Origin of the sequence: Aromatoleum evansii (assembly GCF_012910805.1) — a bacterium.
GTDB lineage: Bacteria > Pseudomonadota > Gammaproteobacteria > Burkholderiales > Rhodocyclaceae > Aromatoleum > Aromatoleum evansii.
This window is the reverse complement of record NZ_WTVK01000005.1, coordinates 99,134-115,142: the sequence shown is the minus strand read 5'-3', so window position 1 is coordinate 115,142 and position 16,009 is coordinate 99,134. Positions and strand designations below refer to the sequence as shown.

Below are 16,009 nucleotides of genomic sequence, written 5' to 3'. Positions count from 1 at the left end.
ACCCATGTCCCGACCCAAACTCAAAGGCCTAGGCCGCGGCCTCGACGCCCTGCTCGCGGCGAACAACGACGACGAAGCGGTCGGCGAGCTCCAGACCCTCGCCGTTTCCGCGTTGCAGCCCGGCAAGTACCAGCCGCGCACGCGCATGGACCCCGGCTCGCTCGAGGAGCTGGCCGCCTCGATCAAGGCCCAGGGGGTCATGCAACCCATCCTCGTGCGCCCCGTCGACGGCAGCGGCTACGAGATCATCGCCGGCGAACGCCGCTGGCGCGCCGCGCAGATCGCCGAGCTCGCCGAGGTGCCCTGCCTCGTGCGCGAGATCCCGGACGAGGCGGCGCTCGCGATGTCGCTCATCGAGAACATCCAGCGCGAGGACCTCAATCCGCTCGAGGAAGCGAGCGGCATCCAGCGCCTCATCGACGAGTTCGGCATGACCCACCAGCAGGCCGCCGATGCGGTCGGGCGCTCGCGTCCGGCCGCCTCCAACCTGCTGCGCCTGCTCAATCTCGCGCGCCCGGTGCAGGAGCTGCTCATGGCCGGCGACATCGACATGGGCCATGCGCGCGCCATCCTGCCGCTCGACGGCGCCAACCAGATCCAGCTCGCCAACCAGGTCGCCGCGCGCGGCCTGTCGGTGCGCGACACCGAGCGTCTCGTTCAGCAGACCGTCAACCCGCGCCCCAAGAAGGCCGCACAGGCACCCGATCGCGACCTGCTGCGCCTGCAGGAGGAGCTCGCCGACCTCATCGGGGCGACTGTCCGCATCAAGGCCAACCGCAAGGGGGCGGGAGAAATCAGTCTGCAGTTCGGCAGCCTTGACCAACTGGACGGCCTCCTCGCACGCCTTCGCGGCGAGACGGAATAAGACGTTTTGCTGACCCCATTCGCAGGTCGAATGGCCTCCCGGCTACGAAAAACTGCCTATCTTCTATAAGATGCAGGACCTGGCGTCGCAGCCATGCTGCAGTGCCATACATATTTGACTTTGTTACGGTTAACCCCTAGTATTCGCGGAATTTTTGAGGCGATCGGCGCCTGACAGGCGCGGCGCGGCGGCAGATCCATGCTGAAGATGGTCTTACTGCAGTTCGGCGCGACGATCGTGGCAACGGCCATTGCGGCCGTTTTTTTCGGCCAGGCCGGAGCGATCTCCGCAGCACTCGGAGGTCTGTCCTGCGTGCTGCCAAGCGCCCTGTTCGCGCTGCGGTTGCACCTCGTCGCGAAGCGCGGCGGGTCAGGCCATGTGACGGCTTTTTTTGTCGGCGAGTTCCTGAAGGTCGCGTCGATAGTGGGATTGTTGGTGCTGGTCGGGCTGCGCTATGAAGACGTCCATTGGGGCGGCCTCTTCATCGGCCTGATCCTGGCACTGAAGGCGAATTTGTTTGCATTTTTGGTGAAGACCTGATTATGGCTACCGAAGCACCCACCGCAGGCGAGTACATCGTCCACCACCTCACCCACCTCAACTCCACCGGGCATGCCCAGAAGGCCGTGGTCGACTGGAGCGTGTGGAACCTCGATACCCTGTTCTTCTCGATCTTCCTGGGCGTCGTCACCCTGTTCTTCCTGATCCGCGCCGCCAACAAGGCCACCGCCGGCGTGCCGGGCCGCTTCCAGGCCGCCGTCGAGATCCTCGTCGAGATGGTCGCCGACCAGGCCAAGGGCATCGTGCATAGCGCCGAGTCGCGCAAGTTCGTCGCCCCCGTCGCGCTCACCGTGTTCCTGTGGATCTTCCTCATGAACTCGATGGACTTCCTGCCGGTCGACCTGCTGCCGAAAATCTGGCAGCTCATGACGGGCGACTCGCACGCCTACCTGCGCGTCGTGCCGACCGCCGACCTCAACGGCACCCTCGGCATGTCGATCGGCGTGCTGCTGCTGTGCCTCTACTACAACATCAAGATCAAGGGCATGTCGGGCTGGGTGCACGAGCTCTTCACTGCGCCGTTCGGCAGCCACCCGCTGCTGTACCCGGTCAACTTCCTGATGCAGATGATCGAGTTTCTCGCCAAGACCGTCTCCCACGGCATGCGACTGTTCGGCAACATGTATGCCGGCGAGCTGATCTTCATGCTGATCGCGCTGCTCGGCGGCACCGCCACCGTGTTCGGCTTCGTCGGCCACATCATCGCCGGATCGATCTGGGCCGTGTTCCACATCCTGATCGTCGCGCTGCAGGCCTTCATCTTCATGATGCTGACGCTGGTGTACATCGGCCAGGCACACGAAAGCCACTAACCGTTTTGTAGTCGTAACTGGTTTCTTTTTAACTTCAATCTCTTACTTAAGGAGTCGTCATGGAAAACGTTCTGGGTTTTGTTGCGCTGGCCGCTGGTCTGATCATCGGTATGGGTGCTATCGGTGCTTGTATCGGTATCGGCATCATGGGTTCCAAGTACCTCGAAGCTTCGGCCCGTCAGCCTGAGCTGATGAACGCGCTGCAAACCAAGATGTTCCTGCTGGCTGGTCTGATCGATGCGGCGTTCCTGATCGGCGTCGGTATCGCGATGATGTTCGCCTTCGCCAACCCGTTCCAGCTCTGATCGGTTCGCTCATTTGGCCTCCATCGGCCTCATTGAACACAACTGAGGAGCAAGAACAGTGAATTTGAACGCAACCCTGATTGCCCAGCTCGTTGTGTTCTTCATTCTGGCGTGGGTCACCATGAAGTTCGTGTGGCCCCCCATCGTGAAGGCACTCGACGAGCGCGCGAAGAAGATCGCGGACGGGCTCGCGGCTGCGGACAAGGCAAAGGCCGACCTCTCTCTCGCCGAGAAGAAGGTCGTCGAGGAACTGCGCAAGGCCCGCGAATCAGCGGGTGACGTGCGCACGGCCGCCGAAAAGCAGGCCGCCACCGTTCTCGACGAAGCCCGCGCCGAAGCCGCGCGCATCATTGCCCAGGCGCGTGAAGCCGCCCAGGGCGAAGCCGGTGCCGCTGCGCAGCGTGCCAAGGAAGCCCTGCGCGACCAGGTCGCCAACCTCGCCGTGGCCGGTGCCGAGCGCATCCTGCGTCGCGAGATCAACGCCCAGGTGCACGCCGACCTGCTCGCCAACCTGAAACAGGAACTGCAATAAGTCATGGCCGAGAACGTCACCATCGCGCGCCCCTATGCGGATGCCGCCTTCGAGCTGGCCCGCGGGGCAGGTGCGCTGGGGCCTTGGTCGGAAGCACTCGATCGTCTGGCCGCGATTGCCGCGGACGGCACGATGCGGGCCTGCATCAGTGATCCGAAACTGTCGGCGCAACAGCTGTTCCAGCTGTTCGTCGACGTTGCGGGTCAGGGCCTGACCCCCGAACTGCAGAACTTCGTCCGCGTCCTCGTGGACAACGAGCGCCTGCAGGTGCTTCCGGAGATCCGTGACCTGTTCGTCGATCTCAAGAACGAACATGAGGGCGTCAAGGAGGCCGAAATCGCCTCCGCCTTCCCGCTCGACGATGCGACCCTGGCAACGCTGAAAGCCGATCTTGAAAGCCGTTTCAAGTCCAAGCTGAACATCAGCGTGAGCCTCGACCCCGAACTCATCGGCGGGGTCCGTATCGCCATCGGCGACGAAGTGATCGACGCCTCGGTCCGCGGCAAACTCGCGAACATGGCCGCTGCGCTAAAGAACTAGGAGCATACCCAGATGCAACTCAACCCCTCTGAAATCAGTGATCTGATTAAGAGCCGGATCCAGAACCTGCAGCTCGCAGCCACGTCGCGCAACGAGGGTACGGTGGTGTCGGTTACCGACGGCATCACCCGCGTCCACGGCCTGGCAGACGTCATGCAGGGCGAAATGCTGGAATTCCCTGGCAACACCTTCGGCCTCGCGCTGAACCTCGAGCGTGACTCGGTCGGCGCGGTGGTTCTCGGCGAGTACGAGCACATCACCGAAGGCGACTCCGTCAAGGCGACGGGCCGCATTCTCGAAGTTCCGGTCGGCCCCGAGCTGGTTGGCCGCGTCGTCAACGCGCTGGGCCAGCCGATCGACGGCAAGGGCCCGATCAACGCCAAGCTGACCGACAAGATCGAGAAGGTCGCTCCCGGCGTTATCTGGCGTCAGTCGGTTTCGCAGCCGGTGCAGACCGGTCTGAAGTCGGTCGACTCCATGGTGCCGATCGGCCGTGGCCAGCGCGAGCTGATCATCGGTGACCGCCAGACCGGCAAGACCGCCGTGGCCGTTGATGCGATCATCAATCAGAAAGGCCAGGACATGTTCTGCGTCTACGTTGCGGTCGGGCAGAAGGCCTCGACGATCGCCAACGTGGTGCGCAAGCTGGAAGAGCACGGCGCGATGGAATACACCATCGTCGTCGCCGCGACCGCTTCCGAGTCCGCCGCAATGCAGTTCATCGCGCCCTACTCGGGTTGCACGATGGGCGAATACTTCCGCGACCGCGGCCAGGACGCCCTGATCATTTACGACGATCTGACCAAGCAGGCCTGGGCCTACCGTCAGATCTCGCTGCTGCTGCGCCGCCCGCCGGGCCGCGAAGCCTACCCCGGCGACGTGTTCTACCTGCACTCGCGTCTGCTCGAGCGCGCCTCGCGCGTCTCCGCCGACTACGTCGAGAAGTTTACCAACGGCGAAGTCAAGGGCAAGACCGGTTCGCTGACCGCGCTCCCCGTGATCGAAACCCAGGCCGGCGACGTTTCCGCGTTCGTTCCGACCAACGTGATATCGATTACCGACGGCCAGATCTTCCTTGATACCGACCTCTTCAACGCCGGTATCCGTCCCGCGATCAACGCCGGTATCTCGGTGTCGCGAGTCGGTGGCGCCGCGCAGACCAAGGTCGTCAAGAAGCTCTCCGGCGGTATCCGTACCGACCTCGCGCAGTACCGCGAACTTGCGGCCTTCGCGCAGTTCGCTTCGGATCTGGACGACGCGACCCGCAAGCAGCTCGAGCGCGGCCGCCGCGTGACCGAGCTGATGAAGCAGGTCCAGTACGCGCCGATGTCGATCGCGGAAATGGCCATCACGCTGTTCGCGGTGAACAACGGTTACTTCGACGACGTCGAAGTCGGCCGCGTGCTCGCCTTCGAGAATGGCCTGCAGCAGTTCGTCAAGACGAAGAACGCCGCGCTGGTCTCCAAGATCCTGTCCGCCAAGGAGCTCGACGCCGACGGCGAGAAGCAACTCGTCGCCACGATCGAAGAGTTCAAGAAGAGCTGGGCCTAAGGCCGCGGACGGAGACGGAATATGGCTAGCGGTAAGGAAATCCGTACCAAGATCAAGAGCGTGCAAAACACGCGCAAGATCACCAAGGCCATGGAAATGGTGGCCGCATCCAAAATGCGCAAGGCGCAGGACCGGATGCGTGCTGCCCGTCCCTACGCCGACAAGATCCGCCGACTCGCCGCGAACCTGTCCCAGGCCAATGTGACCGACTACAAGCACCCCTTCCTGGTCCACAAGGACCAGGTCAAGCGGGTGGGCCTGATCCTCGTCACAACCGACAAGGGTCTGTGCGGCGGTCTCAACACCAACATCCAGCGTGTCGCGCTGAACGCCATGAAGGAATGGAACGCCAACGGCGTTTCCGATATCCGTGCCTGCTGCATCGGCAACAAGGGTTTCGGCTTCATGCAGCGTATGGGCGCGAACGTCGTGTCGCACGTCGTGCAGATGGGCGACACGCCGCACCTGGAAAAGATGATCGGCCCGGTCAAGGTCATGCTCGACGCGTTCCAGAACGGCGAGCTCGACGCGGTCTACATTGCCTACACGCGCTTCATCAACACGATGAAGCAGGAGCCGGTGCTGGAGCAGCTGCTCCCGCTCTCCGGCGAACAGCTGGGCACACCCGAAAGCTCGTGGGATTACCTCTACGAGCCGGATCCTCAGGTGGTCATCGACGAGATGCTGGTGCGTTACGTCGAGGCGCTGGTGTACCAGGCTGTCGCCGAGAACATGGCTTCCGAACAGAGTGCGCGAATGGTGGCAATGAAGGCCGCCTCCGACAATGCCAAGACCGTGATTGGCGACCTGCAGCTGGTTTATAACAAGACCCGCCAGGCAGCGATCACGAAGGAGCTGTCGGAGATCGTCGGCGGCGCCGCTGCGGTGTAACGGAATATTGAATTAAGGAAACGACGATGAGTCAAGGAACTATCGTTCAGTGCATCGGCGCCGTGGTGGATATCCAGTTCCCCCGCGAAGCCATGCCCAAGGTTTACGACGCGCTGAAGCTCGAAAGCGCCGCCGATTCCTTCGCGGAAGAGGGGCTGACTTTCGAGGTGCAGCAGCAGCTCGGTGACGGGATCGTGCGCACCATCGCGCTCGGCTCCTCCGACGGCCTGCGTCGCGGCATGAAGGTCGCCAACACCGGCAAGCCGATTTCGGTTCCGGTCGGTCACGGCACCCTGGGCCGCATCATGGACGTGCTCGGTCGCCCGATCGACGAAGCCGGTCCGGTGGAAGCGGACGAGCTGCGTCCCATCCACGCCAAGGCCCCCAAGTTCGACGACCTGTCGCCGTCGGTCGACCTGCTCGAAACCGGCATCAAGGTTATCGACCTGGTGTGCCCGTTCGCGAAGGGCGGCAAGGTCGGCCTGTTCGGCGGTGCCGGCGTGGGCAAGACCGTGAACATGATGGAGCTGATCAACAACATCGCGAAGCAGCACTCGGGTCTGTCGGTGTTCGCAGGCGTGGGCGAGCGTACCCGTGAGGGCAACGACTTCTACCACGAGATGAAGGACTCCAACGTTCTCGACAAGGTTGCGATGGTGTTCGGTCAGATGAACGAACCCCCGGGCAACCGTCTGCGCGTCGCGCTGACCGGCCTGACCATGGCCGAGCGCTTCCGCGACGAAGGCCGCGACATCCTGTTCTTCGTGGACAACATCTACCGCTACACCCTGGCCGGTACCGAAGTGTCCGCGCTGCTGGGCCGTATGCCTTCCGCTGTGGGCTACCAGCCGACGCTGGCGGAAGAAATGGGCCGCCTGCAGGAGCGCATCACCTCGACCAAGGTCGGCTCGATCACCTCGATCCAGGCCGTGTACGTCCCTGCGGACGACTTGACCGACCCGTCGCCGGCAACGACCTTCCTGCACCTCGACTCGACCGTCGTTCTGTCGCGTGACATCGCCGCGCTGGGTATCTACCCCGCCGTCGATCCGCTCGACTCGACCTCGCGCCAGCTCGACCCGCTGGTCGTCGGTGAAGAGCACTACGGTGTCGCCCGCCAGGTGCAGATGACGCTGCAGCGCTACAAGGAACTGCGCGACATCATCGCGATTCTGGGCATGGACGAACTGTCGCCGGAAGACAAGCTGGCCGTGTCGCGCGCGCGCAAGATCCAGCGCTTCCTGTCGCAGCCCTTCCACGTCGCGGAAGTGTTCACCGGCTCGCCGGGCAAGTACGTGCCGCTGAAGGAGACGATCAAGGGCTTCAAGATGATCGTCAATGGCGAGTGCGATCACCTGCCGGAGCAGGCGTTCTACATGGTCGGTGGCATCGAAGAGGCCATCGAGAAGGCCAAGAAGCTCCAGTAATCCGGGGCGCCGCGCGGCAGTCCGCTGCTGCGCGGCCTTGAAAAGGAGTCAACATGGCAATGACGGTCCACGTGGACATCGTCAGCGCGGAAGAGCAGATCTTTTCCGGCCTGGCGGAGTTCGTTGCGCTTCCGGGCGAAGCGGGCGAACTCGGGATCCTGCCCGGCCACATGCCGCTGATGACCCGGATCAAGCCGGGCGCGGTGCGTGTGAAGGTGCCGGATCAGGCGGATGAAGAGCTGGTGTTCGTCGCCGGCGGCATCCTGGAAGTTCAGCCGGGGCTGGTCACCGTTCTGGCGGACACCGCGATCCGGGGCAAGGATCTCGACGAGGCCAAGGCCCTCGAAGCCAAGCGTATGGCGGAAGAGGCGCTGCAGAACAAGTCGTCCGAGCTCGACTACGCCAAGGCGCAGGCCGAACTGGCCGAGGCGATCGCGCAGATCGCCGCGATCCAGAAGCTGCGCAAGCGCGGCCACTGAGAGGCGTTTCGCCGCGGTAGCGGCGAGCAGGAAGCACGAAGGGCAGTCCGCAAGGACTGCCCTTTACATTTCCGGCCCGCCCGGCGAGGGTGGGGCACGACTCAGGCGCGGGCTGGGGGCGGGTAGAGTCGGCCGAGACGTTTGTCGAGGCGCGCGAGATCGTCGCGCAGCACGCGCAGCTCGTCGCCAAAGCTCGCCAGCGCGGCGCGGGTGACCAGGGCCTGCTGCTCTTCGGCAAGATATTCGGCCAGGTTGCCGGTGAGGCCCGCCCAGGCGCGCGCATGCACGCGCCGCAGGCTCGCGGCACCGTCGACCATGCGATGTGCGACGATGTCGCCGAACACGCGCGACAGGTCCTCCTCAGCATCCCAGCGCAGGTTGCGGAACACGAAGCCCAGGGCGTCGGCGAGCTCGGCACTGCCCTCGATGCGCACAGCGTTCATGAGCTTGTTCGCGTCGCCGCCGGCGAGGCCGGGCAGCGCCGAGAACGGCAGTGACAGGGTGACGTCCGGCGCACTCCCGTCCGCGGCGTCGACGAGGTAGCCGTCCGTGTCGATGCCGAATGTCAGCGCGACCGGGTCGGCAGACAGGCGTGCGCAGCGGCCTGCATGCGGGGCGAGGCGCTCGCGCGCCCAGTTAGCACGCGCGAGGAGATGGTTGATGGCGGCCAGGGCGCCGCGAGTGCCGAAATCAAGGACGGACATATTCTCGGAACGGGCTGGCCGACTCAGGCGACCTGCTGGATGCCGGCGATGACCCAGCCGCCGGCGCCGCTGACGGGTTTGGTGAGGTGCCAGACTTCGTCGAAGGGCGCCGGTGCGGCGCCGGGGTCTTCGCGCAGCAGGCCGCTGAAGCGCACGCTGACGATGTAGCGCTGCGCTTCCTCGACGACTTCGAGGATCTGGGCGTCCAGGTCGACGATGTCGGTGCGCTGCTCGCTCATGCCGCGGTCGGCCATCTGCAGGCGGATCTCGGCGTACATCTCGGGCGTGGTGAACTCGCGGATGTCGTCTAGGTTGCCAGCGTCGTGGGCCGCCTGCAGGCGGATGAAATTGACCTTGGCCTGGCGGGCGAAGGCGTCGGCATCGAAGTCATGCGGAAATGCGTGCGTGCCGGCGTCGCCACCGCCGCCGGGGAGCGCCTCGGCAGCGTAAGGGGGCGTGGCACCGCCGCCCTGGACGGCGCCGGCGTACTGCATGCCCGGCTCGCCGCGGCCCTCGGCCGGACGGCGCGTAAGCATGCGGAACAGGGCGATGCCCGCGAACAGCAGCAGCGCGATCAGCAGGAGGGAGCCGAGTTCCTCGCTCAGGCCGAGATGCGAGAGCAGTGCCGCGAGGCCCAGACCGGCGGCCAGGCCGGCGAGCGGGCCCATCCAGGAGCGCCTGGGCTGGGTCGTGGCGGTGGTGGTCTGCGACGTTTGCGGGGCGGGCGTCGCGGATTGCCGCGGCGCTTGCTGGGGACTGATCTGCCTTTGCATGCCGAGGCTGCTGCCGCCGCCGAGACGTTTCGCCTCGACGTCGGCGATGCCCAGGCCGAGGCTGAAGACGACGGCGAGGAGGGCGAGGAGGGCTTTCTTCATGGCTCGATTCGCTCCATGGCACATGGTGCGGCGCCCGCCGCGGCGGAGCCGTGTGCGGCAGCGCCGGCGGCGTTCACACCTTGTAGCCGCGATGCAGCGCGACGATGCCGGCGCTGAGGTTGAAGTAGTCGACCCGCTTGAAACCCACTTGTTCCATCAGCGCCTTGAGCTCCTCCTGGGGCGGATGCATGCGGATGGATTCGGCAAGGTAGCGGTAGCTGTCGGCGTCGCCAGCGACCTTCTGTCCCATCCACGGCAGGATCTTGAACGAGTAGAGGTCGTAGACGGGCGACAGCGGCCCCCACACCTTGGAGAATTCGAGCACCAGCAGCCGGCCGCCCGGGCGCAGCACGCGGCGCATCTCGGCCAGCGCGGCGTCCTTGTGCGTCATGTTGCGCAGCCCGAAGGCGACGGTGACGCAGTCGAACCAGTTGTCGGGGAAGGGGAGCTTCTCGGCATTGCACTGCGCGACGGGCAGCGCGTAGCCTCGGTCGAGCACGCGGTCGCGGCCCACCGAGAGCATGGCGTGGTTGATGTCGGTGAGCCACACTTGGCCTTCGCGTCCGACGCGCTTGGCGAAGGCGAGCGAGAGGTCGGCGGTGCCGCCGGCGACATCGAGCACGCGGTCGCCGCGGCCGACGCCGGAGATCTGGATCGTGAACGCCTTCCACAGCCGGTGCAGGCCGAAGGACATCAGGTCGTTCATGACATCGTATTTGGTCGCGACCGAGGAGAAGACCTCGGCGACGCGTTGCTGCTTCTCGCCTTCGGCGACAGTCTGGAAGCCGAAGTGGGTGGTCTTGTCGTTCATGTTCAGTGCTTGTGGCCGCAGCCGTGCTTCGGGGCGGGCGGTGGGTTGTCGGCGGGGTCGCGGCTCGCCCCGGCCTCGGCGAGGCGGTCGAGGTATTGCTGCCACAGCGTGTCCTGCTGGGTGGCGAGCATGTGCAGGTAGTCCCAGGAGTAGAGGCCGCTGTCGTGGCCGTCGGAGAACACCAGCTTCACCGCGTAGTGGCCGACGGGTTCGATGTCGAGTAGCTCGACGTCGCGCTTGCCGACCTGAAGGGTCTCCTGCCCCACGCCATGACCGCGGACTTCGGCGGAGGGCGAATACACGCGCAGGAATTCGAAGGGCAGCGAGTACTGCCGGTCTTCGCCGAAGGCGATTTCGAGCACGCGCGACTTGCGGTGGAGCGTGAGTGCGGTGGGGATGGGGGTTTCGTCGTCGAGGCCGGCCATGCTTGCCCCTGCTCGTTGTTGGAGGGGACGTCAATCATACCCGATTCGGGGCCGGCCCGTGCCGTGCGGGGGGGCCCGCGACGCTTGTTGCGGGGGCGTGACCTGTCACAAAATCGTCAATTTCCTGCAATACACTGCGTGCGACGACATGGAGTGTGAATATGGCCGCGAACATCCTGCTTGTGGAAGACGAACCGGCGATCCAGGAGCTGATTGCCGCCAACCTCGGACGTGCCGGGCATCACGTGGTGCGCGCCGGTGACGCCGAGACGGCGCAGCGCATCGTGCGCGACGCGTTGCCGGACCTGGTGCTCCTCGACTGGATGCTGCCGGGAATGTCGGGCATCGAGCTGGCGCGCCGCCTGCGGGCGGACGAGCGCACGCGCGCGATCCCGATCATCATGCTGACGGCGCGCGGCGAGGAGCAGGACAAGGTTGCCGGCCTGGAGATGGGGGCCGACGACTACATCACCAAGCCTTTCAGTCCGCGCGAGCTGGTCGCGCGCATCAAGGCGGTGCTGCGTCGGCGCGCGCCGCAGGCGACGGAAGACCCGGTGGCGCTGGGGGGGCTGTGCCTCGATCCGGCGACGCACCGGGTGTCCGCCGGGGAACGGCCGGTGGCGCTGGGGCCGACGGAGTTCCGTCTGCTGCATTTCCTCATGACCCATCCCGAACGCGTGCATTCGCGCGCGCAGCTGCTCGACCAGGTATGGGGCGACCATGTGTTCGTCGAGGAGCGCACGGTGGACGTGCATGTGCGTCGCCTGCGCGCCGCGCTCGAACCGGTCGGCCAGGACGGCCTGATCCAGACGGTGCGCGGCAGCGGCTACCGCCTGTCGGCCTTGCCGGCGGTGGCGGGCGTGTAAGATCCGCAACGACAGTCACAGGCGGGAGTTCCTCATCAGACCCGAATCGCGATACGTGTGGATGCAGGCGCTGCGCGTGGCGGGCCTGGTCGCGCTGCTGGCGCTGATCGTCGGTGCGATCGGCGGCAAGGTCGCGGCGCTGGCGATGCTGTTCGCCGGCCTGCTGGCGATGCTCGCCTGGCAGCTATTCAACCTGCAGCGCCTGGTCGAATGGATGCATGCCCCGAGGGGCGTTTCGCTGCCCGCCGGGGTCGGCATCTGGGCGCACATCTTCTACGATCTGGACCGGCGTTCGCGTACCTCGGCCGATCTGCGCGAACGCCTGACCGGTGCCCTCGACCGCTTCCACGAGGCCAGCCAGGCGATGCCCGACGGGGTGTTGTACCTGTCGGCGAACGACCGCATCGAGTGGCTCAACCGCAAGGCCGAGCAGCAATTCGGCATCGACGGGCGGCGCGACCACGGGGCGCTGGTGACGACGCTGGTGCGCGAGCCGGAGTTCGTGCGCTTCCTGCAGGGCGGCGATTATGCGGAGCCGCTGGTGCTGCATTCGACGCGCCGCGCGGGGCTCACGCTGCTGGTGCAGGTGGTGCCCTTCGGCGACAAGCAGAAGATGGTGGTGTCGCGCGACGTGAGCCAGCTGGAGAAGCTGGAGACGATGCGGCGCGACTTCATCGCCAACGTGTCCCACGAGCTGCGCACGCCGCTGACCGTGGTGACGGGCTTCCTCGAGACGCTGATCGACGGCCGCGACGATTTTGCGCCGGAGGATGTGACGCACTTCCTGCAGCTCGCGCTGGATCAGTCGCTGCGCATGCAGGCGCTGATCGAGGATCTGCTTGCCCTGTCCGCCCTCGAGACGGGCGCGCCGGCGGCAGTGGAAGAGCGTGTGGACGTCGCCTCGCTGGTACGGAGCATCGCCGAGGATACGCGCCTGCTGTCGAATGGGCGGCACGAGATCGAGGCCGACATCGACGCGCGTGCCGGCTGCGCGACCTTGCTGGGGAGCGAGAAGGAGCTGCGCTCGGCGTTCGCGAACCTCGCCAGCAATGCGGTGCGCTACACGCCCGCCGGGGGACGCATCCGCCTGAGCTGGAGCTGCACCGACGGCCGCGGGGAATTTGCGGTCGAGGACAACGGCATCGGCATCGCGGCTGACGACATCCCGCGCCTGACCGAGCGCTTCTACCGCGTCGACCGCGGACGTTCGCGCGAAACGGGCGGCACCGGCCTGGGCCTGGCGATCGTCAAGCACATCCTGTCGCGCCACCAGGCCGAGCTGCGCATCGTCAGCGCGCCGGGCAAGGGGAGCCGCTTCAGCGCGTGTTTCCCGCTTTCGCGCCTGGAGCCGGCGCTTCCAGCGCTTCGTAGCTGACCTGCACGAAATCGGGGCCGCGCAGGAGCGCCTTGACGAGCCGCAGCTGGTAACGCTCGCTGCGGTCGACGACGTCGATGACGCGCTGCGGCTGGAACCATTTGGCCGGCAGGATCAGCGAGGCGCCCGCCTTCAGTGCCGGCGTGGGGGGCAGCAGAAAGCCCTCGAGGAAGGCTTCGTGCAGATTGCCCGCGAGGCCGAAGGGGCGCACCGCGACGACGCGCGGCAAGCCCGGAAGCACCTGCACGCCGGCTTCCATGACGCCGTCGGCGCGATACATGAGCCAGCTGAGCTGCGCGAGCAGGAACTGCTCGCCGTCGGGCGGACGCACGCCGACGAGCTGGTGGTGTTCGAGGCGCTGGGTATGGGGATCCTGGTACAGGCGAAAGCCGCTGACCGAGTGGTCGGCGACCTGCCAGTGCTCGCAGGTGAAGCGGAGCCGCGCGGCCGCGCGGCGGCGTTCGTTCTCGTTCCAGCGCGGGTTTTCGGCCTGGGCGACGCGTTCGCCGAAGGTGAGCAGCGAGATGTCGCTGCGCAGGCTGCGCTGCGTGGCGTACAGCGGCGGCTGTTCGAAGGCCTTGCCGCTGACGTGGAAGGCGATGGACGACCAGCCGACGGTGAGTTCGGCGCGCCCCTGCGTGCCGCGTCGCGGGAAGCGTCGCCCGGCCGAGGCCAGGCCCCAGGGCCGATACAGCGACAGCAGCAGCTTGGCGCAGGCATCCACGGGGCAGTCGGCGCCGAGGCCGAGCGAGGACGGCGTGACGCCCTGCTTGAACTGCTTGAGCACGGCCTGGATCTGGCCGGCGAGCTTGCTGCCGTCGAAGCGGCGCAGGTTCGTCGAGGGCGTCAGCACCCCGACCGGACGCAGGCCGTGGTCGGCACCGAGATCGAGTCCGTAGGTGGCCGGCTGCGGGGTGTCGCCGTCGGGCGCCCCGAGCAGCTCGCAGTAGGGGGCGAAGCGCTGCGCCCAGCGGCACACCCAGCCGAGGTCGCGTTCGCTGCGGCCGTAGGGGTTGGCGAGGTCGACGAGCAGCACGGCGACGAAGGCTTCGGCCGGGCTCTGCGCCTTCCAGATGTCGTTGAGCGCATCGGGGACGCGGATCGTCGCGATGCCCTGTGCCTCGGCGGCGCAGAAGCTGTCGTGCAGTGCCGTCCACGTCCCGCGGGGGATCGCGCGGTGGGCGCGGAAGTATTCGAGCGGCACCATGCCCGCGTAGTGGATGCGCCGCTGCGCCAGCAGCGCGCGCTGGTCGGTCGGCAGGCGTTCGGTCCCGCTCGTGCGTGCGACCAGGCCGTAGGAGCGCGCCATGGCCTGCCACAGCGCGACGACGCTGCGCAGCGTCTCGTTTTCCACGCCGTCGGGCGGAAGCGGATGCGCGGCATAGCGGCTGGCGAGCGTGGACTGCGCGAGCGCGACGTGCGGGCGCGTGGCCTCGAGGATCTCGAGGTGCCGTTCGGGCGCGGGCGGGTCCCGCAGCAAGGCCGTCACCATCTCGGACAGCAGCCGGTGGGTCTCGTCGACGTTCAGCGGATGCAGCCTGGCCAGCAGCGCCAGGCATTCGACGGGATCGTGATAACCCATGGGTTCTCCGTGGTGCGTTCGGTCCGGGTGCGCAGGCTTCATCCGGCGGTCTGTTCGGTGAGCATCGCGACCAGCGTCGCGGAGAGTGTCGCCACCGGCGGGGCCGGGCGCGGCGCGGCGGTGCGCAGCGGGGCGCTCCATATCGGTTGCGGGAAGTGGGCGTCGTCGGCGAAGCGCGGGATGACGTGCCAGTGCAGGTGCGGGACCACGTTGCCGAGGCTTGCAAGATTGATCTTGTCGGGGCGCATCAGCTGGCGCAGCGCGGCCTCGGTCGCGAGCACGACGTTGAGGAGATGGCGCTGCTCGCCGGCGTTGAGGTCGGTCATCTCCGCACTGTGGTGGTTCCACACGACGCGGCAGAAGCCAGGATAGCCGGGCTCATCGACGAGGATGACGCGGCAGCTGCCGTCGCGCCACACCAGGGTTTCGTTGGCGGCCAGACACAGTGGGCAATCGGACACGGGTTTCCCCTTCGGCGCTATGGTGAAAATCGGACTTTAGCCTTTCGGCATGAGGCTGCGAAGTGAAATCTACACGCTGCCCGCACCGGCAGCGGGGTTCCCGGCGATGGTCGTCGCCTCGCCCAGGGTCTCGATCGCGCCATGCCGGAACGCGAGCAGGGTCCCGGGCGGGATCGCGTGCCACACCTCGTTGTCGGTCAGCGGCGTGGTCGCGATCACGGCGACACGGTCGGCCGGGGTCGTGAGCCGGCTGAAGTCGACGCTGAGGTCCTGATCGGAGAGGTGCGCGGTGGTGAAGGGGGCCTGGCGGACGATATAGGCGAGGCGCGTCGAGCAGTGCGCGAAGAGGTAGTCGCCGTTCGACAGCAGGAAGTTGAACGGGCCGTGCGCGCCGATGCGGATCGCGAGGCGGCGCAGGGACGCGTACAGGGCCTCGGGTGGGGGCGGGCCGTCGGGGAATTCGGCGGCGAGGTGCTGCAGGATGTCGCAGAACGCGGTCTCGGAGTCGGTGTTGCCGACCGGCAGGAAGCGGCCGTCGAAGTGCGGCGCGTAGTCGAGCAGGTTGCCGTTGTGCGCGAAGATCCAGTAGCTGCCCCACAGCTCGCGCTGAAAGGGGTGGGTGTTGTCGAGCGTGACCTGGCCCTGCGTGGCCTTGCGGATGTGCGCGATGACGTTGAGCGAGCGGATGGGATAGTTGCGCACCAGCTCCGCGATGGGCGACGAGGCGCTGGGCTGGGGATCGAGGAACACGCGCACGCCGCGCCCCTCGAAGAAGGCGATGCCCCAGCCGTCGGCATGCACGTCGGTGGCGCCGCCGCGCGCCTGGAAGCCGGCGAACGAGAAGCAGATGTCCGTCGGCACGTTGCAGTTCATCCCGAGGAGCTGGCACATCGCGCGATTCCTCTCTCGTCTGATGCGGCAATCATCCCTTCGTCCCGAGCCGGTCG

At 66.4% G+C, this 16,009-nt stretch carries 19 protein-coding genes; 12 read left to right on the top strand and 7 right to left on the bottom strand.

Annotated features, from left to right (window positions below):
- Nucleotides 1-4 precede the first annotated feature (4 nt).
- The 10 genes from GO615_RS03805 to GO615_RS03760 all read left to right on the top strand — a co-directional run bounded on the left by GO615_RS03805 (nucleotide 5) and on the right by GO615_RS03760 (nucleotide 7,963).
- The gene (locus GO615_RS03805) at nucleotides 5-865 is read left to right on the top strand and encodes a ParB/RepB/Spo0J family partition protein (RefSeq protein ID WP_169125718.1); all 861 of its coding nucleotides are present in this window, start codon (nucleotides 5-7) and stop codon (nucleotides 863-865) included.
- Nucleotides 866-1,063: 198 nt separating this feature from the next.
- The gene (locus GO615_RS03800) at nucleotides 1,064-1,405 is read left to right on the top strand and encodes an ATP synthase subunit I (protein ID WP_169125717.1); all 342 of its coding nucleotides are present in this window, start codon (nucleotides 1,064-1,066) and stop codon (nucleotides 1,403-1,405) included.
- 2 nt (nucleotides 1,406-1,407) lie between these two features.
- A complete protein-coding gene (gene atpB, locus GO615_RS03795) occupies nucleotides 1,408-2,238 on the top strand; it encodes a F0F1 ATP synthase subunit A (RefSeq protein ID WP_169125716.1) in 831 nt (276 codons plus the stop codon).
- 59 nt (nucleotides 2,239-2,297) lie between these two features.
- Nucleotides 2,298-2,543 (top strand): F0F1 ATP synthase subunit C, encoded by a 246-nt coding sequence (gene atpE, locus GO615_RS03790; RefSeq protein ID WP_050414076.1) that lies wholly within the window; start codon nucleotides 2,298-2,300, stop codon nucleotides 2,541-2,543.
- 58 nt (nucleotides 2,544-2,601) lie between these two features.
- Nucleotides 2,602-3,075, top strand: a complete 474-nt coding sequence (locus GO615_RS03785) for a F0F1 ATP synthase subunit B (protein ID WP_169125715.1) — start codon at nucleotides 2,602-2,604, stop codon at nucleotides 3,073-3,075.
- Between the two features lie 3 nt (nucleotides 3,076-3,078).
- A complete protein-coding gene (locus tag GO615_RS03780) occupies nucleotides 3,079-3,615 on the top strand; it encodes a F0F1 ATP synthase subunit delta (RefSeq protein WP_169125714.1) in 537 nt (178 codons plus the stop codon).
- A gap of 12 nt (nucleotides 3,616-3,627) precedes the next feature.
- Nucleotides 3,628-5,166 (top strand): F0F1 ATP synthase subunit alpha, encoded by a 1,539-nt coding sequence (gene atpA / locus GO615_RS03775; protein ID WP_169125713.1) that lies wholly within the window; start codon nucleotides 3,628-3,630, stop codon nucleotides 5,164-5,166.
- Nucleotides 5,167-5,187: 21 nt separating this feature from the next.
- Complete coding sequence (gene atpG / locus GO615_RS03770) at nucleotides 5,188-6,057, top strand: F0F1 ATP synthase subunit gamma (protein ID WP_169125712.1); 870 nt, start codon at nucleotides 5,188-5,190, stop codon at nucleotides 6,055-6,057.
- A gap of 26 nt (nucleotides 6,058-6,083) precedes the next feature.
- Nucleotides 6,084-7,484, top strand: coding sequence for a F0F1 ATP synthase subunit beta (atpD, locus tag GO615_RS03765; protein WP_169125711.1), 1,401 nt, complete (start codon nucleotides 6,084-6,086; stop codon nucleotides 7,482-7,484).
- Nucleotides 7,485-7,537: 53 nt separating this feature from the next.
- A complete protein-coding gene (locus tag GO615_RS03760) occupies nucleotides 7,538-7,963 on the top strand; it encodes a F0F1 ATP synthase subunit epsilon (RefSeq protein ID WP_169125710.1) in 426 nt (141 codons plus the stop codon).
- A 101-nt stretch (nucleotides 7,964-8,064) separates the two neighbouring features.
- Here GO615_RS03760 and GO615_RS03755 read toward each other — a convergent pair whose 3' ends face one another.
- From GO615_RS03755 to GO615_RS03740, 4 genes are all read right to left on the bottom strand, one after another.
- A complete protein-coding gene (locus GO615_RS03755) occupies nucleotides 8,065-8,667 on the bottom strand; it encodes a ubiquinone biosynthesis accessory factor UbiJ (RefSeq protein ID WP_169125709.1) in 603 nt (200 codons plus the stop codon).
- A gap of 23 nt (nucleotides 8,668-8,690) precedes the next feature.
- Complete coding sequence (locus GO615_RS03750; RefSeq protein ID WP_169125708.1) at nucleotides 8,691-9,542, bottom strand: Tim44 domain-containing protein; 852 nt, start codon at nucleotides 9,540-9,542, stop codon at nucleotides 8,691-8,693.
- A 73-nt stretch (nucleotides 9,543-9,615) separates the two neighbouring features.
- A complete protein-coding gene (ubiE, locus tag GO615_RS03745) occupies nucleotides 9,616-10,353 on the bottom strand; it encodes a bifunctional demethylmenaquinone methyltransferase/2-methoxy-6-polyprenyl-1,4-benzoquinol methylase UbiE (RefSeq protein WP_169125707.1) in 738 nt (245 codons plus the stop codon).
- A gap of 2 nt (nucleotides 10,354-10,355) precedes the next feature.
- Complete coding sequence (locus tag GO615_RS03740) at nucleotides 10,356-10,778, bottom strand: gamma-butyrobetaine hydroxylase family protein (protein ID WP_169125706.1); 423 nt, start codon at nucleotides 10,776-10,778, stop codon at nucleotides 10,356-10,358.
- 161 nt (nucleotides 10,779-10,939) lie between these two features.
- Between GO615_RS03740 and phoB the strand changes: the two genes are divergently transcribed.
- Together phoB and phoR are read left to right on the top strand one after the other, a co-directional pair.
- Nucleotides 10,940-11,644, top strand: a complete 705-nt coding sequence (gene phoB / locus GO615_RS03735) for a phosphate regulon transcriptional regulator PhoB (RefSeq protein ID WP_169125705.1) — start codon at nucleotides 10,940-10,942, stop codon at nucleotides 11,642-11,644.
- Between the two features lie 61 nt (nucleotides 11,645-11,705).
- Nucleotides 11,706-13,019 carry a phosphate regulon sensor histidine kinase PhoR gene (gene phoR, locus GO615_RS03730; protein WP_169125704.1) on the top strand — a complete coding sequence of 438 codons (1,314 nt, stop codon included), beginning with the start codon at nucleotides 11,706-11,708 and terminating at the stop codon, nucleotides 13,017-13,019.
- Here phoR and GO615_RS03725 read toward each other — a convergent pair.
- The 3 genes from GO615_RS03725 to GO615_RS03715 form a co-directional block, all read right to left on the bottom strand.
- Nucleotides 12,961-14,601, bottom strand: a complete 1,641-nt coding sequence (locus GO615_RS03725) for a cyclic-di-GMP receptor FimW-related protein (protein WP_169125703.1) — start codon at nucleotides 14,599-14,601, stop codon at nucleotides 12,961-12,963. The two genes, phoR and GO615_RS03725, sit on opposite strands and share 59 nt — an antisense overlap.
- A 38-nt stretch (nucleotides 14,602-14,639) precedes the next feature.
- Nucleotides 14,640-15,062: an HIT domain-containing protein gene (locus GO615_RS03720; RefSeq protein ID WP_169125702.1), complete on the bottom strand. Its 423-nt coding sequence runs from the start codon at nucleotides 15,060-15,062 to the stop codon at nucleotides 14,640-14,642.
- 69 nt (nucleotides 15,063-15,131) lie between these two features.
- On the bottom strand, nucleotides 15,132-15,953 hold the full coding sequence (locus GO615_RS03715) for a class II glutamine amidotransferase (RefSeq protein WP_169125701.1): 822 nt from the start codon (nucleotides 15,951-15,953) through the stop codon (nucleotides 15,132-15,134).
- Nucleotides 15,954-16,009: the final 56 nt, after the last annotated feature.